Here is a 21335-nt window from a genome sequence, read left to right on the forward strand (position 1 = left end):
CGCCGCCCGCCAGGCCGAGGCGATGGCCGCCAGCCCCGTCGCCCATGTCTCACCCGACGCCCCGCCGCTGCTGCTCCTGCACGGCGAGGCCGACCTGGTCGTGCCCTGCGAGCAGAGCGTCGAGCTGCACGACGCGCTGACCACCGCCGGAGCGCGCTGTGAGCTGCGGCTGATCCCCGGCGCCGACCACTGCTGGCAGGGCGGCGACGTCGCCGCGATGGTCGCGCTCAGCCTCCGGTTCTTCGCCGCGAACGGCTAGCCGCCACCGTCGGCTCCGCACCGACCGCAAACTGTCACACCCGCCGCCTACCGTCGATCCCGATGCTCCACCGAAGGTTCTTGCGGAAAGGACAGGTGAACGATGACTCGTCGATCGACGGGGCGGGAGCGGCCGGCCGTCGGGCTGGTCTGCGCGGCGCTGCCCGTGCTCTGCCGTGAAGAGGATCTGCGGATGCTGGCGGCGGCCTGCCCGTCGCGGGCTTTCCCCGCGCACACCGCATATCTGAACGCCCTGGCGTTAACGCTGAACGCCCTGGGCCGGACCGCCGCGGAGGTCTGCCTCTACCCGCTCGACGTCCCCGCCTACCTGCGTTTCTGCACCGAGCTGGAGTGGCCTCCCGACGCACCCGATTCCCGCGCCGCGTTCGCGGCCGAACCGCGGCTCCTCCCGCCCCTGATCTACCGGGGCGAGCCGCTGCCCACCGTCCTGCACGCCCTCACCCTGCTCCTCGACGACGAACGCACCCTCCAGTCCGTCGACGAGCTCCTCGCCGAGGAGTCCGCCAACGAAGCGGAACTGGCCTGGATGCGCACCCGTTCCGACGAGTTCGCCGCCGCCACCCTCCCCGCCCTCCTGACGGGCGCGGGCCCCGGCACCCACACCCTCACCGTCACGCTGGGCGCTCTGCGCGCCCACGCCGTGGCGACTCTCTCCCCCACCCCGTCCCCGCTCCTGACCTTCCTCCGCCCGGCCCCGGACGCCTTCTGCGATCTCCTGGGCGCCGCCCACGTCCTCGGGGAGCCGTCCCTGGTCCTCCTCCACACCCACCACCCCACCAAGCCGGCGCTCCGCGCCTGGCGTGTCACCTCCACCGGCCTGCACCCCTGCACCGCCGCCGAACTCCGCACCCTCTACCTCTCCGCCCATCCCGCCCCGGCCACCCCGCCCCCGACCTTCAAACCCGCCTTCCCCCTCCCGCCGCCGCGTCTCCCACCTCCCGACCCGCGCCCCTGACCTCGCCCGGAAACGCGTGAGGGGGACCCGAGCGAACTCGGATCCCCCTCACGGGTGAAGCGGTGACGGCTAGCTGCAGCCGCTGGTGGAGCCGCAGCCCTCGCAGACGTAGCAGGAGCCGGCGGGACGCATGTTGGTTCCGCAGGTCATGCAGAGCGGGGCGTCGGCGGTGCGACGTCCGTGGGACTCCGTGGCGTCGACACGGGCCGCGGGGACCGGGACGACGGGGAGCGGCTTCAGGGAGATCGGGGCGGACTGGGCGAGCGCCTCGATCTCCTCGTCGACCCCGGCGTGGAGGGTGGCGGGGTCGCCGCCCTCCGCCTGGAGGGCCCGCTCCTCGGCGGAGAAGATGCCGAGCTCGGCGCGGGACTCATACGGCAGGTGGTCGAGCGCCAGCCGGCGGAAGATGTAGTCCATCATCGAGCTGGCCATCCGGATGTCCGGGTCGTCGGTCATCCCGGCCGGCTCGAACCGCATGTTGGTGAACTTGTCGACCCACGTCTCCAGCGGAACCCCGTACTGGAGGCTGATCGAGATCGCCATGGAGAAGGCGTCCATCACACCGGCCAGGGTGGAGCCCTGCTTGCCGAGCTTGAGGAACACCTCGCCGAGCTCGTCGTTCTCGTACGTCGAGGCCGTCATGTAGCCCTCGGCGCCCGCGACGGAGAACCGGGTGACTGTCGCCGACCGCTTCTTCGGCAGCCGCTTGCGGACCGGGCGCACCTCCGCCGGAGCGGCGGCGACGACGGGAGCGGCCACCGCGGCCGGCTCCTCCTTCTTCTTGGCCACCGACAGCGGCTGGCCGACCTTGCAGTTGTCCCGGTAGATCGCCAGGGCCTTCAGCCCCATCTTCCAGCCCTCGAAGTACACCTTCTCGATGTCCTCGATGGTGGCGGTCTCCGGCATGTTGACCGTCTTGGAGATCGCGCCGGACAGGAACGGCTGGGCCGCCGCCATCATCCGCACGTGGCCCATCGGGCTGATCGACCGCTCGCCCATCGCGCAGTCGAACACCTCGTAGTGCTCGCGCTTGAGGCCGGGCGCGTCGACGACGTGGCCGTGCTCGGCGATGTACTCGACGATCGCCTCGACCTGCTCGCCCTGGTAGCCGAGGTTGCGCAGCGCACGCGGCACCGTGTGGTTGACGATCTCCATGGAGCCGCCGCCGACGAGCTTCTTGAACTTCTTCAGCGCCAGGTCGGGCTCGATGCCGGTGGTGTCGCAGTCCATCATCAGGCCGATGGTGCCGGTCGGCGCGAGCAGCGACGCCTGCGCGTTGCGGTAGCCGTTCTTCTCGCCGAGCTTGAGGCACGCCTCCCACTCGCGGGTGGCCTCGGCGAGAATCGCCCGGTCCATCCCGTCGAGCGCGCGGATCTCGTCGTTGGCGGCGGCGTGCTTGCGCATGACGCGCTTGTGGCTTTCGGCGTTGCGGGCGTACCCGTCGTAGACGCCGACGGCCCCGGCCAGCTCAGCGGAGCGGCGGTAGGCGGTACCGGTCATCAGCGAGGTGATCGCCGCGGCGATGGCGCGGCCGCCTTCGGAGTCGTAGGCGTGGCCGGTGGCCATGAGCAGCGCGCCGAGGTTGGCGTAGCCGATGCCGAGCTGGCGGAAGGCCCGGGTGGTCTCGGTGATCTTCTCGGTCGGGAAGTCGGCGAAGGTGATCGAGATGTCCATCGCGGTGATGATCAGCTCGACCAGCTTGCGGAACGGCTCGATGTCGAAGGTGTCGTCGGCCTTCAGGAACTTCAGCAGGTTGATCGAGGCGAGGTTGCACGAGGAGTTGTCCAGGTGCAGGTACTCCGAGCAGGGGTTGGACGCGGTGATCCGGCCCGACTCCGGCGAGGTGTGCCAGTCGTTGATCGTGTCGTCGTACTGGATGCCGGGGTCGGCGCACTCCCAAGCGGCCTGTGCCATCAACCGGAACAGGTCCTTGGCGCGGACGGTCTCGATGATCTCGCCGTTGAGGCGGCCGCGCAGCCCGAACTCGCCGTCGACCTCGACGGCGTGCATGAACTCGTCCGAGACCCGGACCGAGTTGTTGGCGTTCTGGTACTGCACGGACACGATGTCCTTGCCGCCCAGGTCCATGTCGAAGCCGGCGTCGCGCAGGGCGCGGATCTTGTCCTCTTCCCGCGCCTTGGTCTGGATGAACTCGGCGATGTCGGGGTGGTCGACGTCCAGGACGACCATCTTGGCCGCGCGGCGGGTCGCGCCGCCCGACTTGATGGTTCCGGCGGAGGCGTCGGCGCCGCGCATGAACGAGACGGGGCCGCTGGCGGTGCCGCCGGAGGACAGCAGTTCCTTGGACGAGCGGATGCGCGAGAGGTTGACCCCCGAGCCCGAGCCGCCCTTGAAGATCACGCCCTCTTCCTTGTACCACTCCAGGATCGACTCCATCTGGTCGTCCACGGAGAGGATGAAGCAGGCGCTGACCTGCTGCGGCGACTTCGTGCCGACGTTGAACCAGACCGGCGAGTTGAAGCTGAACACCTGGTGGGCGAGCGCGTACTTCAGTTCGTGCTCGAAGATCTCGGCGTCCTCGTCGGAGGCGAAGTAGCCCTGCTCCACCCCGGTGCGGGTGTAGACGTCGACGACGCGGTCGATGAGCTGCTTGAGCGAGACCTCGCGCTGCGCGGTGCCGACGGCGCCGCGGAAGTACTTGGTGGTGACGATGTTGGCGGCGTTGACCGACCAGAAGGCGGGGAACTCGACGCCCCGCTGCTCGAAGTTGACGGACCCGTCGCGCCAGTTGGTCATGACGACGTCACGACGCTCCCAGCTGATCTCGTCATAGGGGTGCACGCCGGGCTTGGTGAAGATCCGCTGCATCTTCAGACCCTTGCGGCGCGCCTTGCCCCGAGCCGGCCCGCTGACCGTCTCCGTCATAGTTCTTCCCCCAGCTCTCAACACATGGCTGATAACGCCCGGACGACCGCGTGGCCGGGCGACCACACGTTCGGGGCGTTTCGGTTCTTGGTTGCTCGTGTCGGTTACAGCGTTCGCGCCGGCTTCCTCATTCCGGCTCGGACGCCACCCTCCGCAGGGCGTCGATCTCCTTCTCGAAGTCCTCGAGCGACTCGAACCCCCGGTAGACGGAGGCGAATCGCAGGTAGGCGACTTCGTCCAGCTCCTGCAAAGGTCCCAGGATCGCCAGTCCGATCTCGTGGGACTGGATCTCGGCGGCTCCGGTCGCCCGGATGGCCTCCTCGACCTTCTGGCCCAGCAGGGCCAGCGCATCCTCGTCGGCCGGGCGGCCCTGACAGGCCCTGCGCACCCCGGCGATGATCTTCTCCCGGAGGAACGGCTCGGTGACCCCGCTGCGCTTGGCCACCATCTGGAGCACGCTCTCCTGAGTGGTGAATCGTTTGCCGCACTCCGGGCACGAGCGGCGGCGCCGGATGGCGGCCCCGTCCTCGGTCGAGCGGCTGTCGATGACCCGGCTGTCGGTGTTGCGGCAGAACGGACAGTGCATCTTCCTTCTCCTGCCTTCCGACAACACAACCTGTGGCGAACTACATCTCTGTAACTACTAGATGTTGTGGTCTAAACCTAGAGCTCCGCCACCCGCTACGCAAGCCGAACCGGCCTTCCCCGCAATAGAGCCTTGTCACACCGGGGCCGTCCGGCGTGTCGCGGGATTCTCAGGGCAGAATCAGCTCCTGACCAGGCTCGATGATCACCCCGGGCAGTCCGTTGAGCTTGATGATCCGCTCGATCACCAGCCGCGGATCCGCATGGGGCTCGGCGCTCGACGCGATGCTCCACAGCGTGTCACCGGGCTCGACCACGACGGTCCCCGAACGGCCCTCGCCGCCGCCGGCGAACGCCACCCGTCCGCCCGCACCGAGCCCGAGCACGACGAACACCGCGAACCCCACCACGACGACCCGCCCCCGCCGGGTGAGCCTGACCGGCTGCCGCTCCCCCATCACGCCACCTCTTCGAATAGCTATTCGATAGAACAGATGTACGATGTTCTAGCGCATGGGAGCCGTAAAACGCCAGCACCAATCTCGAACAATTGTTTGATCATTGGTCGCCGAGGCGATAACGTTCTGTGTGCACGAGACACCACCCCAATCGCTGTACACAACGAGACAGGAGGCGAAGGCGCCATGAGCAAGGTCTCGGAGACGCCCGACGGACCCCTGGACGAGAGCGGTCTCACCCAGCGCCAGCGGATGGTGCTCGAGGTGATCCGGGACTCCGTCCAGCGGCGGGGTTACCCGCCGTCGATGCGGGAGATCGGCGAGGCCGTCGGGCTGACCAGCACGTCCAGCGTTTCGCACCAGCTGCGCACGCTGCAGCGCAAGGGCTACCTCCGGCGCGACGCGAACCGTCCGCGCGCCGTGGAGGTGCGCGGCCCCGGCGGCGCCCGTCCCGTGGTCACGGACGACGAGTACAGCGAGGGCCCGACCCCCGCGTTCGTGCCGCTGGTCGGCCGGATCGCCGCGGGCGGCCCGATCCTCGCCGAGGAGTCGGTCGAGGACATCTTCACCCTGCCCAAGCAGCTGGTCGGCGAGGGCGAGCACTACCTGCTGAAGGTCCAGGGCGACTCGATGATCGAGGCCGCCATCGCCGACGGCGACTGGGTCGTGGTCCGGCAGCAGCCCGACGCCGACAACGGCGACATCGTCGCCGCGATGATCGACGGCGAGGCCACGGTCAAGACCTTCAAGCGCAAGGACGGCCATGTCTGGCTGATCCCGCAGAACTCGGCCTACGAGCCCATCCCCGGCGACTCCTCCAGCGTGCTGGGCAAGGTCGTCGCGGTGCTGCGCAAGATCTGAGCGACACCCAGCGGCGGAACGTAGCCGGGCCCCCGCGATCACCGATCGCGGGGGCCCGGGCGTTTCCCGGCTAGCTGACCACCACCCCGTCGAACGTGGTGGTGGAGGTCTTGCCGTTGTCGTGGGCGCAGGAGAACAACCCGATGGTCGCGGCGCCCGTGACGGTGGCCGTGCCGACGAGGGTCCAGGTCTCCCCGTCAGCCGACCGGTAGGCCGACACCACGGAGCCCGACCGGGTCAGCCGCACCCAGACGGGGGCTGTGGCCGCTCCCCCGCCCACGTTCGTGTTGAAGCCCGTCTGCAGGTTGAGCCCGTTCTCCGGGGTGAGCATCAGCGCGGCGTACGCCGAGCCCGCCGTCGTCGACTGCTTGATCATGACGCCGGCCTTGCCCCAGGGCGAGGTGTTCTCCTGGGTGACGATCCTGGCCACGATGCTGCCGTCGCCCGGCAGCGACCGGTAGGCGTAGTGGAACTGGTCGGCGGTGCCCCAGATGTCCGCTCCGCCGCCGGTGACGACGTAGGTGCGGCCGTCCAGATAGGCGTTGCCGGCCAGGCCGACCGGGCCGACGTCCTGGTGCGCCCACCCGGCGGGCAGGCCGCTGGCGGGCCGTGGAGCCACGCTGACGTCGGTGAAGGTGGCCGTGGAGAGGCTGCCGTTGTCGTGCGAGGTGACGAACACGCCCGCTCTGGCCCCCGCGGCCAGGGTCCTGGTCACCGAGCCGACCCTGGTCCAGGTGACGCCGTCGGGCGACTCCCAGCCGGTGAAGGTGTCCCCCGCCCTGACGAGCTTCAGCCAGACGTCCGCGGTGGGCGTTGTGCTGCCCGCCGCGTCGAACAGCCCGTTGTTGGCCTGGAGGTGGACGCCGTGGCCGGTGGATCTGGACAGGGTGACGTACGGCGACAGCGAGGTGGCCGCGCTCTTGATCACGATCCCGGCCTTGGCCCATTCTGGGTCGCCGCCGGTCTGCCCGGTGAGATGCGCGACCACGGTGCCGTCGCCGGACAGCGACTGGTGCACGTATCTGGCCTGGTCGACGTCGTTCCACACGTCGCCGCCCGAGCCGGTGGCGGTGATCAGGGAGCCGCTCACCGAGGAGTCGCCGGCGAGGGCGGGCCCGCCGATGTCCTCCTGCACCCACTGGGTGTCGGTGGTGACGCTGACCTGGTCGAAGACCCCGGTGCCGAGCGTCCCGCCGTTGTGGGAGCAGACGAACAGCCCCACGGTGGCCGAGGTGCCGAGCGCGACGGTCGCGGTGCCCCGCTGGGTCCAGGCCGTCCCGTCGGGCGAGGTGAAGGCCGTGACGGTGGTGTCGCGCCGCACGAGCCTCAGCCAGACGGGCCCGGTGGCCGTTCCCGCGCCGGTGGACTGGTTGAAGTTCCACTGGAGCGCCTGGCCGTGGCCCGGCGTGGTCATCAGCGCCGCGTACGGCGCTCCGGTCGCGGTCCCCGCCTTCACCATGACACCGGCCTTGGCCCAGTCGGAGGTGTTGGTCTGCGACGCCACCCGAGTGGTGATCGTGCCGTCGCCTGCGAGAGGCTGCCACAGATAGGACGCCTGATCGGCGGTGCCCCAGATGTCGCTGCCCGCGCCCTTCACGGTGAACGAGCCGTTGGTGTAGGTGGCCGAGCCCGCGGGGACGGCCCCTCCGAGGTCGACCCGCTGCCAGGGCGAGGGCGGCGCGCCGGCCGACCCATCGCCGACCACGGACACGTTGTCGAAGGTGGCCGTGTCGGGCAGGTTCAGCTCGTGCGCCGACACGAACAGCCCGACCTTGACGTTGGCCGCCATGGACAGGGTCGTGGTGCCGATGGGGGTCCAGGCGACCCCGTCCGGCGACTTGTAGGCGGTGAACAGGTTGCCGGTGCGGGTCAGCTTCATCCAGCCGTTGGGGAAGGTGTAGGCGTTCTCGCCCGAGTCCCCGGTGAAGTTGAACTGGAAGTGCATGCCGTGGGCCGGCGTGGCGGCGACCGCGGCGTACTTGGCGCCCTCAGTGGCCGTCTCCTTGATCATGATGCCGGCCTTGGCCCAGCCGGCGGTGTTCGTCTGCGACGTCAGCCTGGCGATGATCGATCCATCGCCGTTGAGCGGCTGGTGGACGAAGCGGAACTCGTCGGTGTCGCCCCAGATGTCGTTGCCGTGGCCGGTGACGGTGAAGGTGCCGGCGTTGTAGGAGGTCGAGCCCTGTTGGGTGCGCGCGCCGATGTCGGTGCTGGTCCAGGGCGCGGGCGGCTGGGTGACCTCGGTGTAGGCGACCGTGTAGGCGGTGTCGGCGGCCGGGGTGCGGACGGTGTGGGTGGCCGTGCCGCCGTCGCTCCACGAGCCGAACACGTACGGCGTGCCGCCGATCGTCTGGGACGGCGCGCCGAGCACCCGGTCCACGCCGACGACGGCCTGCTCGGTGTGGGCGCCGGTGAAGGGAATGCCGTCGATCGTGTACTTCGCGCCCGCCGGGGTGGCGTTGAAGGTCAGCGTGACGAGGTTCGGCTTCACGTCGACCGAGGAGGTGTGGGTGAGGCCGCCCGCGTCGGTGACGGTCAGCTTGATCTCGTACCAGGTGGTGTCCAGGTTGTCGGCGTTCCGCGGGATCGTGAAGGTGCCGTTCTTGACGCCGTTGACCGGGCCGAGGAACGGATGGATGTGGTCGGCGTGGTGGAAGATCACTGACCAGGAGTAGGCGCTCGCCGGGAGGGTGCCGTCCTCGGGGTCGGTGCCGGTGGCCGAGTAGGAGATGACGTCGCCGGCGTTGTACTTGGCCTCGTCGACCGGTGAGGTGATCGTTCCGGTCGGTCTTCGGTTGCCGACCGTGACGGGCACCGTCGCCGTCCCGGTCTTGGCGCCGTCGCTGACCGTCAGGGTGACGGGGAACGAGCCGGTCGCGGTGAAGGTGTGCGACGGGTTCGGCTCGGTGGAGGTGGAGCCGTCCTTGAAGTCCCAGAGGTAGGTCAGCGGGGTGCCGTCCGGGTCGGCGGAGCCGGCCGAGGAGAAGGCGACGGCCAGCGGCGCGAGCCCGTCGGACGGGGTCGCGGCGGCGTTCGCGACCGGCGCGCGGTTCCCGCCGGACAGCGAGATCTTGAACAGCTCGCCGGGGAAGATGTTCAGCTGGTAGAGGTTGCCGTCGGGCCCGACGGCCAGCTTCACCGGGGTCCCGGCGTCGAGATCGAAATCGTGTTCCTCGATCACGCTCGAGTATTCATGATCCATTTCCAGGTATTTAATGAACCCGAGCGTGTAGTCGGCGTAGAACACGACATGTTGCTGGAATTCGCTCGGGAAAGTGGTTCCCGTATAGACCGCGACGCTGGTGATGGATCCGGCGTTCGCCGGCGGCGCGGTGTGCGGGTAGGCGAAGACGGGATCGATGAATCCGCAGCCCGCGCAGGGCCCTTCGGCCTCGGCCCACCCGTAGTTGCCGCCCTTGGTGACGAGATCCAGCTCCTCGTAGTTCGACCCGCCGACGTCCCCGGCCAGGATCTTCCCGGCGTTCGGCCCGTCCGGCACGATGTCGAACCGGAACGGGTTGCGCAGCCCGTAGGCCCAGATGGCCGGCTTCGCCCCCGGAGTGCCCACGAAGGGGTTGTCCGCGGGGACCGTACCGTCGGGGTTGATCCGCAGGATCTTGCCGTGGATCGAGTTGAGGTTCTGGGAGTTCGGGTTGTAAAGGTTCATCCCGAGGCCCCAGTAGAGCTTGCCGTCGGGCCCGAACCGCACCTCGCCGCCGTGGTGGAAGACCTGCGCGACCTGGTCGGACTTGAGCAGTACCAGCTCGGAGGCGGCGCTGATCGTGTCGCCGGTGACGGTGAACCGGCTGAGCCGGTCGTAGTTGTCGGCGTGCGTGTAGGCGGCGTAGACGTAGCCGTTGGTCGCGAACGCCGGGTCGATCTCCAACCCGAGCAGACCGCGCTCGTCGGCCGCCCAGGTGCTCAGCGTGACCATCGGCGCGGTCTGGAGCGCCCCGTTCTTGTAGAGCCTGATGGCGCCGTGCTGCTCGGCGATCAGGATCCGGCCGTCAGGGGTGAACCGGAAGTCCGTCGGGGTGTCGAGCCCGGTGGCGACGGTCGCCTTGTCGAACTCGGCGGGGGGCGCGGCCCCTGCGGGCCGCGCCAGGACGACGACCGTCGTCAGGGTGAGCAGGATCGGCAGCAGAAAGGAAAACAGACGTCTCATGGAGCGGGGACCGGGTCTCTCGCGGGGAGGGGTTCGGGTTCGTGGTCGACGAGACCGTGCTCGGTGAGTTCCCAGAAGTGCCGCTTGCTCGGCCGGATCAGCTGGATGACCGCCTTGTAGGCGGCGACGCTCATCAGCCCCCAGTAGAGAGGGATGGTCAGCATGGCGCGGACGGCCCGGTGCAGGCCACGCTCCATGCAGCCGGTCATCATGCAGTACATCATCATGAAGTTGCCGATGATCATCGTGGTCACGCCGGCGTAGAGCGTCGCGGTGGGGAACAGCACCTCGACGTACTGGGTGCCCGTGGTCAGGTACAGCAGAGCCATCGCCCAGAAGATCGGGTTCACCAGCACGGTGAAGATCGAGAACCCGAAGGTCAGATGGAAGGCGATGAACCGGCGCAGCCCCAGCTCGCGGTAGAGCCGCCACGGATGGCGCGTGTGCACGAGCCAGGTCTGGATGTACCCCTTGATCCAGCGGCTGCGCTGCCGGATCCAGTTGCCGAGGCGGCTGTTGGCCTCCTCCTCGGTCACCGAGACCATCATCCGGACGTCCCAGCCACGGCGGGCGATCCGGATCCCGAGGTCGGCGTCCTCGGTGACGTTGAACGGGTCCCACGCGCCGAGCTGGCGGAGGGCGTCGGTGCGGAAGTGGTTGCTGGTGCCGCCGAGCGGGATCGGCATCCGGTAGCGGTCGAGACCGCGCAGCGACAGGCTGAAGTTCGTGGCGTACTCGGCGGCGAAGCACCGCGTCAGCCAGTTGGTCCAGGGGTTGAAATACTGCAGCTCGGCCTGGACGCACACCACCCGGTCCGGCAGCCGCCGGAACGCCAGGACGGCCTTGCGCAGCTGGTCGGGGTCGGGCCGGTCCTCCGCGTCGTAGATCACGCAGAACTCGCCGCGGGCGACCGTCAGGCCAACGTTGCAGGCCTTGGGCTTGGTCCGCGGCTGCGACGGCGGGATCACCACGACCTCGAACTGCGGCGGCAGGTCGGGCAGCGCGTTCCTGGTCTCGTCGTCGTCCTCCTCGACGAGCAGCAGCACCTGCATCTTGTCCGCCGGGTAGTCCATCCGCGACAGCCGGCCGATCAGATGGTGCATCACCTCGGCCTCGCGGTAGAGCGGCACGAGGATGGTGTAGACGGGCAGCGCGTGCTCGGGGATCGCTCGTACCTCCTCCTCGAAGAACCGCAGCACCGGAGCGCCCCAGGCACGCGTCACCATCGCCAGCTTGAACCCGATGACGAGCACGTACACGATGGTCACGAAGGCGACGAACCCCTGCCCGAGGGTCTTGAGCGCTTCCACGTCGCCGGCCGACAGACGCCAGCCGATCCAGCCGCAGAGCAGGACCAGCAAGGCCCCGCCGAAGACGGCCTGGCCGCCGCTGAGCAGGCGCCGGGCGCTCAGGTCGTCCGGGATCTCCTCGATCTTCATTTGTCCTTCTCGCGGTAGATCTGCTGGTAGGGGTCGGAGAACACGAGGTCGTAGTCGAGCCGGAGCTTCTCGCCGCCGCACAGCGACAGGCAGACCGTGTCCTGCGCGCCCGGCTTGGTCCGCACGTAGATCCAGCGGATGTGATGGGCCAGCGGGTCGGCCAGCGACTTCTCCCAGACCTGGTAGGACGCCTCGTAGACGATGTCGCTGGTCGGCACTCGGGACTGGAACACCGCGACCTCGTTGCCGAAGTTCTCCCAGAGCACCAGGCCGCCGTCGTAGTTCTCGCGCAGCCACCGGGAGGCGGCCTCGGTGCGCTGGTTGTCGCCGCCCTTCTGGAAGGAGACGGCCTCGGCCAGCGCGGCCGTGCCCGGCAGGAACAGCACGGAGGCCGCGGCCGCGACGGCCAGGGCCGCCCGCGCGGCCTTCGCCTTCAGCAGGGTCGCCAGATAACCAGCGAACACCGATGCCGCCAGGACCATGATCAGGCCGAACCGCACGTTGTAGGAGTCGCCCTGGATCTCCTCGACGTGCAGCGGGCGCTGGCCCGAGTAGAGCGCGTAGACGAAGAACGGCAGGAACACCAGCAGCGTGTACGGCGCGACCCGGGAGACCCGGAAGCCGTTGCGCCACGCGTAGAGCGCGAGCCCGGCGAGCGCCAGCCCGATCCCGACGTAGCCGATCTCGTCGCGCACCGCGATGAGGTAGGTCTGGACCGACGCCTGGAGGTCGCCGATCGTCTTGTCGGCGGCCGACACCCACAGCGACGGCTTGGCGTACTCGCCGCTCTGCCAGTACAGCGGATCCCTGAAGATCACAGCGTTCCAGCCCAGCCAGACGAAGATGCCCGCGTAGCCGACGACGCCGAAGAACAGCACGTGCGACTCGGTCGGCGAGTATCCACGATGCTTGCGCAGCGCGGCGTACGCGACGACGGCCGTCACCGCCAGGCAGAGCACCCAGCCCTCATAACGGGTCAGGGTGGCCGCCGCCATCGCCAGTGAGGCCAGCGCCAGCTGCGCGTAGCCGCCGTGCCGGCACCACTCCTGCAGGTGGTAGACCGTCGCGGCGAGGCAGGCGAACAGCAGGGTCTCGGTCATGGGCGTGCTCTGCAGGTAGAGCACGTTGGCGTTGGCCATGAACATGGCGGCCGCCGCCACTCCGGCGAACTTGCTGCCGCCCATCTCCTTGGCGATGCCGTACAGGTATCTGGCCGTCACGACGTAGGACGCCATCGAGACCAGGGAGCCTGCCGTACCCGACTGGTAGAGGTCCTCCATCCAGACGAACGGCAGGGTGAGCAGGTGCGGCAGCGGCAGCCAGACCCCGCCGAGCTGGGCGGCGCCCGCCGTCGGGCTGAACAGCACCCGGCGCGAGATCATGAGATGCGAGAGCGCGTCGCTATAGGCGAGGATCGTGCCCTGCCGCAGATAGTGCGCGAACGCGATGCCCGACAGGAGCGTCGCGACGAGCACCACGGCGGTGGCCGCCCGGTCCTTCGGGCTGAGCAGCCGTCTGGTGCGGCGCCAGCGGTGGCCGTCGCGGACCAGGTCCCGGTAGACCCCGGCCAGGCTGAGCAGGGAGCGCAGGATCACCTTCGGAGAGGCACCCGTCGGGCTGCCGTGCAGCCGCGGGTGGTGCTCGACGGGGTGCTCCACGATCCTGGTCCGGCCGGTGGAGATCCTTGACAGCAGCTCGGGGGAGATCGCGGCGGCCTCGCCGTTCAGCTCCACCCCGTCGAGCAGGTTCCGGTCGATGAGCTTGTAGGCGCAGTCGATGTCGCGGGTCCTGGTGCGCAGGGTGACCCGGCACAGGGTCTTCCAGAGCTTGGCGTTGATCACGCGGATCAGCGGGTCCGCCCGTTCCCGCCTGTAGCCGATCACGGCGTCCGCGCGCTCGGCCCGCCGCACGTCGAGGAACTCGGGGAGCGGGGCCGCCTTGAACTGGCCGTCGGAGTCGGTGAGCAGGATCCACCGCAGGTCCGTGCGGTCGAGCGCGGCGGCGATGCCGGCTCGCACGGCCGCACCGTAGCCCTGGTTGGGCCACTGCCGGACGGCCACGACCCGGCCGCCGGTCTCGACCGCGAGCCGGTCGATGACGTCGCCGGTCGCGTCGTGACTGCCGTCGTCGACCACGACGACCCGGTGCTCGATGCCGGCCGCCTCGAGGGTGTCGAGAAAGTCGCGGACGGTCGTCTCGACGTTCTCCTCCTCGTTGTAGGCCGGCATCACGACAGTGACCCCGTCGGTAATGGTGCGGAGTTCCGGTGGGAGTTCCAGCCGAATAGTCATACCGAGACTCCCTTGGACTTTTCGCCCCTTTCGATCTTGATTACCGTTCGGTAGCGATTGCGGAAGAGGATCCGGTCACAGAGCAGGAATGTGAAGAACATCCCGCAGACCACCCCGAGGGCGGCCGCGACCGGCGGGAACAGGAAGCGATAACTCACCGTGAAAACCGTGGAATTCACGGCCAGGGAGAGCAACGCCACGGCGTTGTAGGCAGGCAGGCTCAGCCGGGCGCGACTCCGATCGCCCCAGGTGAACCTGCTGCTCAGCAGGTAGTTGAGCTGCGCCGAACACAGGAAGCCGATCGCGTTCGCGACCGGCTCGAACATGCCCGCCCAGGTGAGGGCGGTGAGGATGGCCGCCTGCACGGCGAAGCAGAACGCTCCCACCACGCAGAACACAAGACCGCGCCGACGTGCGAACACGTCGGCGGGATGAACCCCCGTCAACGAAGACCTCCGGCTCTTCGAAAACCCACGGATGCGCGCTTGCCCCAGCGGCGCATCCACAGGAAAACCCATAAAGGTTAACGAATGCCAGATTTTTCATTTCACGGCTGTTTCCGCAGCCCCCATGGCCACTACAGGACAAATAGAAGCGCCGCGAATATCATTCGCAGCGCTTGTGCTGCCCTTTGTCCGGATCGGGTCAGGCGGCCCAGCCCAGGTCCCTGATCTCCCGGTTCGCGTCCTTGAGATCCTTCGCGTTGTCGATGCCGCGCCAGTAGCCGTCGATCTCGTGGGCGCCGAGGCGGCCTTCTTCAGCCAGCCACGGGAAGGTGGCGGTCTCGTGGTCGCCGAGGTCCGGCAGCAGCGCGGCGACCTCCGGCTCGAAGACGTAGACACCGGCGTTGACCCAGTGCGGCAGGACGGGGGCCTCACGGAACCGCTCGATCCGGCCGTCGGCGCCGAGGTCGACGATCCCGTACGGCGACTTGAGCGCCGTGACGCCCAGAGTCGCCAGCGCGCCGGAAGCGGAGTGCCGGGCGGCGAGGTCGGCGAGCGGGAACCGGGTGAGGATGTCGCCGTTCAGCCCGATCCAGCGCTCCTCCGGGAACGGCAGGGCACGGGCGGCGTGCTTGAGGCCACCGCCGCGGCCCAGCGGCCGGTCCTCGGTCACCACAGTGACGGCGAGCGGGAGGGAGCGTTCCAGGATGTGCCGCTTGAGCACGTCGGCGAGGTAGCCGCAGGAGACGACGGCGTGCTCGACGCCCTCGCCGGCCAGCCACTCCACCTGGTGCTCGAAGATCGGCTTGCCGCCGACGTCGACGAGCGCCTTGGGCACCCTGTCGGTGTAGGGCCTGAGCCGGGTGGCGTTGCCTCCGGCCAGGATGACGGCCTGCCTCACACGCGTCACGCTGATCCTCCTCGTTCCCTGCCGACCGGGGAACGAGCCCGTTCGGGGTTGGTGGAACCAGAGTGACGCGGTGAGGTTACATGGCCATGACCAGTACCTGACGCTTTGTTACGGCTTCGTGTTACGGCCGGCGCGGGTCAGGGCTCGACCCAGAGCGCCTGCCAGGGCTTGATCTCGTGGAAGCGGCGCAGCTCACTGATCCCGCTGAGCCAGCCCATCCAGCCGGCGTACGGCGGACGGCCGGAGTCGAAGCCGCTCTGCACGAAGGTGAGGCGGGTCTTGCCCTCGCTGCCCTCGAGCTCCCAGGTGGCCATGCCCCCGCCGCCCCAGTCCGTCGTCATGCTGTGCCCGGGCTCGAAGGCGACGATCGGGGCGCTGCCCGCGCCGACCATGTCGAAGAGGCCGCCGACCCGGGCGTCGATCTCGACGGGCATCCCCCACCACTGGCTGAACTGCGCGCTCTCGACCAGCGACGCGTACACGGCGTCGTGCGGGGCGTCGATCACCAGGCTCGTCGACAGGTCGGCCGAGGTGAAGTCGGGCAGCGGGGTGAGCTCGCGGCCGGCCAGATGGTCGGCGAGCCGGGCGGTGGCCATGTACCAGTAGGTCATGAGCATTCCGAGCGGCGAGCCGGACTCGGCGACGGCGAACGAGAAGTCGGTCTGGCTCAGGTCGAGGTAGGTCAGCCCGCCGTCCTCGGTCAGCTCGATGGTGACGGTGGTGTCGACGCCGTCGAGCAGCCAGTGGAAGCTCAGCGAACGCTCGTCCAGCTTGATCAGCCGCTGGTGCGGGGAGCCGCCCTCGGGGGTGGTGCGCCCCCAGAAGGCGAACCGGTCCTGGCCGGCCTCGGCGTGCTCGGCCAGCCACGCCTCCAGCTCCTCGGGCTCCGTCAGTGCCCGGTGCACGTCCTTGAGCGGGGCCTCCAGCCTGGCGCGCAGGCGGAACGGCTCGGTGCTCGCGGAGTTCTGCTCAGTCATCACGCTCTCCTTGGAGTTCGGTTCTCGGCGCCGCACCGCTCGGTGCCGCGTTACTCGACGCTTCGCTACTCGACGCTTCGCCGCTCGCCAGGTGGGGGTAGCAGGCGACGGCCAGCTTGAAGGACTCGCCCTCCGCTCCGCCGTAGCGAGCGAACAGACCGGTGAGCAGGCTCTGGAGCTCGGCGAGGAACTCCTGGCGCTGCTCGGCGGGGAGCGCGACCGTGCCGGAGACCGCCAGCGAAGGCAGTTCGGCGACGGTCGCGGGATCGATCGCGGCGACGTCGCACTGGACCTCTTCCACCAGATCGAGGAGGTAGCCCAGGCTCATGGCGTCCTGGACACGGCGCAGCCCGCCCAGATGGCCGACCAGCCGCGGCGACATCCAGTAGGCGCGTGCCGCGGCCTGGTAGATCCCCTCGTGGACGCCGCGGACCTTGCGTTCGGACACCCGCACGACCAGCCCGGCCTCTTCCAGGACCTTCACGTGGTAGTAGACGCGCTGCTTGGACTGGCCGAGGATTTCGCCGACCTCGCCGCAGGTGCGGGGCTCGGCCAGCAGCCGCAGCACCTCGACCCGCTGCGGCTTGAACAGGACCTCGGCCTGCTCCATCCGCTCCAGGTACATCACGTCCCTCATCACACAATCAAGTTTTTATGTAAAATCTGATTTTGTCAATGGGGTCGAAGAAGGGGCGGCCCGATCTGGGCCGCCCCTTCCGACAGAACGTCAGACGACGACGTTGACGATCTTCGGCGCCTTCACGATGACCTTCCGCACCGGACGCCCGGCGAGATCGGCCTGGACCTTCTCGCTGGCCAGCGCCAGGGCCTCCAGTTCGTCGGCGGAGATCGCCGGGGAGACCTCGAGCCGGTCGCGGACCTTGCCCAGCACCTGCACGACACAGGTGACGGAGTCCTGGACCAGCAGCGCCGGGTCGGCGACGGGCCACGGCACGCGGACGATCGAGCCCTCGTGGCCGAGCGCCTCCCAGCCCTCCTCGGTGATGTAGGGGCTGACGATCGACAGCATGATCGCCAGCGCCTCGGCGGCCTCCCGGACGGCGGGGTCGCCCGCGCCCGGTCCGCTGTCGATGGCCTTGCGGGCCGCCGACGTCAGCTCCATCATCCGGGCGATGGCCACGTTGAACCGGTAGCCCTCGACCAGCTTGGTGACCTCCTCCACCGTGCGGTGGGTGAAGCGGCGCAGGTCGAGGTCGCCCGCGGCGAAGTCGGCGCCGGGCTCGCTGGTGACCTCGCTCATCACCCGGTGGGCGCGGGCCAGGAACTTCAGCGACGCGGCCGGCGACATGTCGGCCCAGTCGATGTCCTCCTCCGGCGGACCGGCGAACAGCATGGTCAGCCGGACGGCGTCCACCCCGAACTCGTCGATCTGCTTGCCCAGGTCGACCCCGTTGCCCAGCGACTTCGACATCGCCTTGCCGTGGTTGATGACCTGGCCCTGGTTCAGCAGCCGTTCGAACGGCTCGGTGAAGTCGATCATGCCGAGGTCGTGCAGGACCTTGGTGAAGAACCGCGTGTACAGCAGGTGCATGACCGCGTGCTCGGAGCCGCCGATGTACTGCCCGGCGGGCATCCACATCCGGACCTTCTCCGGGTCGAACGGGCCGTCGAGGTAGCCGGGCGAGGTGTACCGGAAGAAGTACCAGGACGAGTCGACGAAGGTGTCCATGGTGTCGGTGTCGCGCTTGGCGTCGGCGCCGCAGGACGGGCACTTGACGTTGACCCACGACTCGATCCCGGCCAGCGGGGACACGCCCTTGGGCGCCAGCGCCTCGCCGCGGACGTCGTCGGGCAGCCGGACCGGCAGGTCCTCGTCCGGGACGGGCACCTCGCCGCAGGACGGGCAGTGGATGATCGGGATCGGGGTGCCCCAGAACCGCTGCCGGGACAGCAGCCAGTCCCGCAGCCGGAAGTTGACCGTGCCGTGGCCGAGCCCCTTCTCCTCCAGAATCTCGATGATCTTGGAGATGGCCTCGGTCTTGGTCAGCCCGTCCAGCGGTCCCGAGTTGATCAGCTTGCCCTCGCCCGGGGTGGCGATCCCGGTGACGGCCGGGTCCTGCGCCCCCGTCTCCAGGACCACCTTCACCGGCAGGTCGAAGGCCTTGGCGAAGTCGAGGTCGCGCTGGTCATGGGCCGGGACGGCCATGATCGCGCCATGACCGTAGTCGGCCAGGACGTAGTCGGCGGCCCAGACCGGGATCCGCTCGCCGTTGACGGGGTTGATCGCGTGCACGCCCAGGAAGACGCCGGTCTTCTCCTTGTCCGTGGACAGGCGCTCGATGTCGTTGAGCTTGGCGACCTCGGCCTTGTAGGCGTCCAGAGCGGGGCGCTGCTCGTCGGAGACGATCTCGCTCGCCAGCTTGGCGTCGGCGGCGACCACGAAGAAGGTCGCCCCGAACAGGGTGTCCGGGCGCGTCGTGTAGACCGTCACCGGGCGCGTCTGGCCGCCGGACGCGCTCTCGATCTCGAAGGTCACGTCGGCGCCCTCGGAGCGGCCGATCCAGTTGCGCTGCATGGTCAGGATGCGCTCGGGCCAGCCGCCGAGCTGGTCCATGTCGTCCAGCAGCCGGTCCGCGTAGTCAGTGATCTTGAAGTACCACTGGGTCAGCTCGCGGCGCACCACGATCGCGCCGCAGCGCTCGCACGCGCCGTCCTTGACCTGCTCGTTGGCGAGCACGGTCTGGTCGTTCGGGCACCAGTTGACCAGGCCGCCCTTGCGGTAGGCCAGGCCGCGCTCGAAGAACCGGGTGAACAGCCACTGGTTCCACTTGTAGTACTCGGGGTCGCTGGTGTGCAGCCGCCGCGTCCAGTCGAAGGAGATGCCGTAGCGGTGGAAGGAGTTCGCCTGCGTCTCGATGTTGGCGTAGGTCCACTCGGCCGGGTGGGCGTTCCGCTTGATCGCGGCGTTCTCGGCGGGCAGGCCGAAGGAGTCCCAGCCGATCGGGTGCAGCACGTTGTGGCCCTGATGGAACCAGTAGCGCGCGACGACGTCGCCGATGGCGAAGACCTCGCCGTGGCCCATGTGCAGGTCACCCGAGGGATAGGGGAACATATCGAGCATGTAGCGGCGTTCGCGCGGGTCGGCGGGATCGTCGCTGGCCACGAAGGTGCCGAGTTCCGCCCAGCGGGCCTGCCACTTGTCCTGAACGGCCGCCGGGTCGTATGTCTGCTCGTCTTCGCTCACTGCTGTTCCTCTGATGGGGTCTGGTGGCTGCATCAACGAAAAAGCCCCTCGCGCAGGGAGGGGCGGCCGTACTGATGACGAAGATCAGTACGGCGGGCTGAGAAGCAGCCTCGAACGCATACCCCAAGCCTAGCGCACAGGCAACCCCACCGAGCTTGCCAGTGGCAACTGGCAAGTTTTATGTCCACCCCTCTAGAGGTTGATCTTGCTTTGAGCTTGGATGTCGTTACCCGGAAGTAAACTCCCACTGATAATCCGCCCCGGGCGCGAGAAGAGGACTTTCCATGCTCAACCTGGCCGTGCTGATCGAAGACGCCGCCCGTGAGGTCCCGGACCGGGACGCGCTCGTCTTCGGGGACATGCGACTGTCGTACTCCTTCGTCAACACGGTGGCGAACCAGGTGGCCAACCTCCTGGTATCGCGGGGCATCAAGCCGGGCGACAAGGTCGCGATCTCCAGCCCGAACCTCCCCTACTTCCCGATGCTGTACTTCGGCATCCTCAAGGCCGGCGCGGTCGTCGTCCCGCTCAACGTCCTCCTCAAGCCGCGTGAGGTCGCCTACCACCTCGGCGACTCCGACGCCAAGGCCCTCTTCTGCTTCGAGGGCACCCCCGAACTCCCCATCGGCGAGACCGGCTACGCGGGCTTCCAGCAGGCCGAAGGCTGCAAGGACTTCTTCCTGCTGCCCGCCTCGATCGCCACCACCGAGTCGCCGATCGAGGGCGCCGAACTGTTCTGGGCAGCCCTCGGCGGCCAGCCGGGCACGTTCGACACCGTGCTCACCGAGCCGACCGACACCGCGGTCGTCCTGTACACCTCGGGCACCACCGGCCAGCCCAAGGGCGCCGAGCTCACCCACCACAGCCTCCTGACCAACGCGATGCTGTCGGACAAGCTGTTCGAGCGGTCCCTGCACGACACCGTCCTGGTCGCGCTGCCCCTGTTCCACATCTTCGGGCAGACCTGCCAGATGAACATGGGCATCTTCCGGCACGCCACGCTCGTCCTGGTGCCGCGGTTCGAGCCGAAGGCCGTCATCGAGCTGCTGGTCAAGGAGAAGGTCAGCCTGTTCGCGGGCGTCCCGACGATGTACTGGGCGCTGCTGACCGACGACACCGCCGCCGAGGACATCGCCGCCATCCGCGAGAACCTGCGGGTCGCGGCCGCCGGTGGCGCCTCGCTGCCGATGGAGGTCCTCAAGGGCGTCAAGGAGAAGTTCGGGCTGGACGTCCTGGAGGGCTACGGCCTGTCCGAGACCTCCCCGGTCGCGTCGTTCAACCGTCCGGACCGGCCCACCAAGCCCGGCTCGGTCGGCCTGCCGATCTGGGGCGTCGAGATGCGCCTGATCGACGACGAGTGGAAGACCATCGAGGGCGAGGGCCCCGGTGAGATCGCGATCCGCGGCCACAACGTCATGAAGGGCTACTACAAGCGCCCCGAGGCCACCGCCGAGGCCATCAAGGACGGCTGGTTCCGCACCGGCGACGTCGCCACCCGTGACTCCGAGGGCTACTACTCGATCATCGACCGCTCCAAGGACATGATCATCCGCGGTGGTTTCAACGTCTACCCGCGGGAGCTCGAAGAGGTCCTGATGACCCACCCGGGCGTGTCCCTCGCGGCCGTCGTCGGCGTGCCGCACGACTCGCACGGCGAAGAGGTCAAGGCGTACATCATCAAGACGCCCGGCAGCGAGCTCACCGAGGAGGAGCTGGTCGCGTGGGGCAAGGAGCAGTTCGCGAGCTACAAGTACCCGCGCATCGTGGAGTTCCGCGAGGCCCTGCCGATGACGGCCACCGGCAAGATCCTCAAGCGCGAGCTGCGCTAGCGCTGAACCCCGAGAACGGCCTCCGCCTCCACGGGCGGGGGCCGTTGTCCTG

Annotated in this window: 15 protein-coding genes; 4 read left to right on the forward strand and 11 right to left on the reverse strand. The window is 68.8% G+C overall.

Features of this window, described 5'->3' with window-relative positions; genetic code table 11:
* The coding region (locus ACYVE7_RS07260) for an alpha/beta hydrolase family protein (protein WP_460363783.1) at positions 1-259 on the forward strand (259 nt) is incomplete at its 5' end.
* A gap of 102 nt (positions 260-361) precedes the next feature.
* Complete coding sequence (locus ACYVE7_RS07265; RefSeq protein ID WP_460363784.1) at positions 362-1234, forward strand: hypothetical protein; 873 nt, start codon at positions 362-364, stop codon at positions 1232-1234.
* A gap of 69 nt (positions 1235-1303) precedes the next feature.
* On the opposite strand, the gene ACYVE7_RS07270 is transcribed toward ACYVE7_RS07265, so the two are convergent.
* The 3 genes from ACYVE7_RS07270 to ACYVE7_RS07280 form a co-directional block, all read right to left on the reverse strand.
* Positions 1304-4120 carry a vitamin B12-dependent ribonucleotide reductase gene (locus ACYVE7_RS07270; protein ID WP_460363785.1) on the reverse strand — a complete coding sequence of 939 codons (2817 nt, stop codon included), beginning with the start codon at positions 4118-4120 and terminating at the stop codon, positions 1304-1306.
* A gap of 127 nt (positions 4121-4247) precedes the next feature.
* Entirely contained in the window at positions 4248-4706 is a 459-nt protein-coding gene (nrdR, locus tag ACYVE7_RS07275) for a transcriptional regulator NrdR (protein WP_460363786.1), read from the reverse strand.
* 169 nt (positions 4707-4875) lie between these two features.
* The gene (locus ACYVE7_RS07280; RefSeq protein ID WP_460363787.1) at positions 4876-5163 is read right to left on the reverse strand and encodes a LysM peptidoglycan-binding domain-containing protein; all 288 of its coding nucleotides are present in this window, start codon (positions 5161-5163) and stop codon (positions 4876-4878) included.
* A gap of 186 nt (positions 5164-5349) precedes the next feature.
* Between ACYVE7_RS07280 and lexA the strand changes: the two genes are divergently transcribed.
* Positions 5350-6024, forward strand: a complete 675-nt coding sequence (lexA, locus tag ACYVE7_RS07285) for a transcriptional repressor LexA (RefSeq protein WP_460363788.1) — start codon at positions 5350-5352, stop codon at positions 6022-6024.
* A 70-nt stretch (positions 6025-6094) separates the two neighbouring features.
* Here lexA and ACYVE7_RS07290 read toward each other — a convergent pair whose 3' ends face one another.
* From ACYVE7_RS07290 to leuS, 8 genes are all read right to left on the reverse strand, one after another.
* Entirely contained in the window at positions 6095-10189 is a 4095-nt protein-coding gene (locus ACYVE7_RS07290; RefSeq protein ID WP_460363789.1) for a PQQ-dependent sugar dehydrogenase, read from the reverse strand.
* Positions 10186-11628: a glycosyltransferase family 2 protein gene (locus tag ACYVE7_RS07295; protein ID WP_460363790.1), complete on the reverse strand. Its 1443-nt coding sequence runs from the start codon at positions 11626-11628 to the stop codon at positions 10186-10188. Before ACYVE7_RS07295 ends, ACYVE7_RS07290 begins: the two co-directional genes overlap by 4 nt.
* Positions 11625-13919, reverse strand: coding sequence for a glycosyltransferase family 2 protein (locus tag ACYVE7_RS07300; RefSeq protein ID WP_460363791.1), 2295 nt, complete (start codon positions 13917-13919; stop codon positions 11625-11627). Before ACYVE7_RS07300 ends, ACYVE7_RS07295 begins: the two co-directional genes overlap by 4 nt.
* Positions 13916-14425, reverse strand: coding sequence for a GtrA family protein (locus tag ACYVE7_RS07305; protein WP_460363792.1), 510 nt, complete (start codon positions 14423-14425; stop codon positions 13916-13918). Before ACYVE7_RS07305 ends, ACYVE7_RS07300 begins: the two co-directional genes overlap by 4 nt.
* Positions 14426-14564: 139 nt before the next feature.
* Complete coding sequence (locus ACYVE7_RS07310; RefSeq protein ID WP_460363793.1) at positions 14565-15272, reverse strand: nucleotidyltransferase family protein; 708 nt, start codon at positions 15270-15272, stop codon at positions 14565-14567.
* A 137-nt stretch (positions 15273-15409) separates the two neighbouring features.
* Positions 15410-16249, reverse strand: a complete 840-nt coding sequence (locus tag ACYVE7_RS07315) for an SRPBCC domain-containing protein (RefSeq protein WP_460363794.1) — start codon at positions 16247-16249, stop codon at positions 15410-15412.
* Positions 16242-16886 carry an ArsR/SmtB family transcription factor gene (locus ACYVE7_RS07320; protein ID WP_460363795.1) on the reverse strand — a complete coding sequence of 215 codons (645 nt, stop codon included), beginning with the start codon at positions 16884-16886 and terminating at the stop codon, positions 16242-16244. Before ACYVE7_RS07320 ends, ACYVE7_RS07315 begins: the two co-directional genes overlap by 8 nt.
* A gap of 90 nt (positions 16887-16976) precedes the next feature.
* Positions 16977-19487 carry a leucine--tRNA ligase gene (gene leuS, locus ACYVE7_RS07325; protein ID WP_460363796.1) on the reverse strand — a complete coding sequence of 837 codons (2511 nt, stop codon included), beginning with the start codon at positions 19485-19487 and terminating at the stop codon, positions 16977-16979.
* A 251-nt stretch (positions 19488-19738) separates the two neighbouring features.
* Between leuS and ACYVE7_RS07330 the strand changes: the two genes are divergently transcribed.
* Positions 19739-21283, forward strand: coding sequence for a long-chain-fatty-acid--CoA ligase (locus ACYVE7_RS07330; protein ID WP_460363797.1), 1545 nt, complete (start codon positions 19739-19741; stop codon positions 21281-21283).
* Positions 21284-21335: the final 52 nt, after the last annotated feature.

It is taken from the genome of Actinocorallia lasiicapitis (assembly GCF_054778695.1).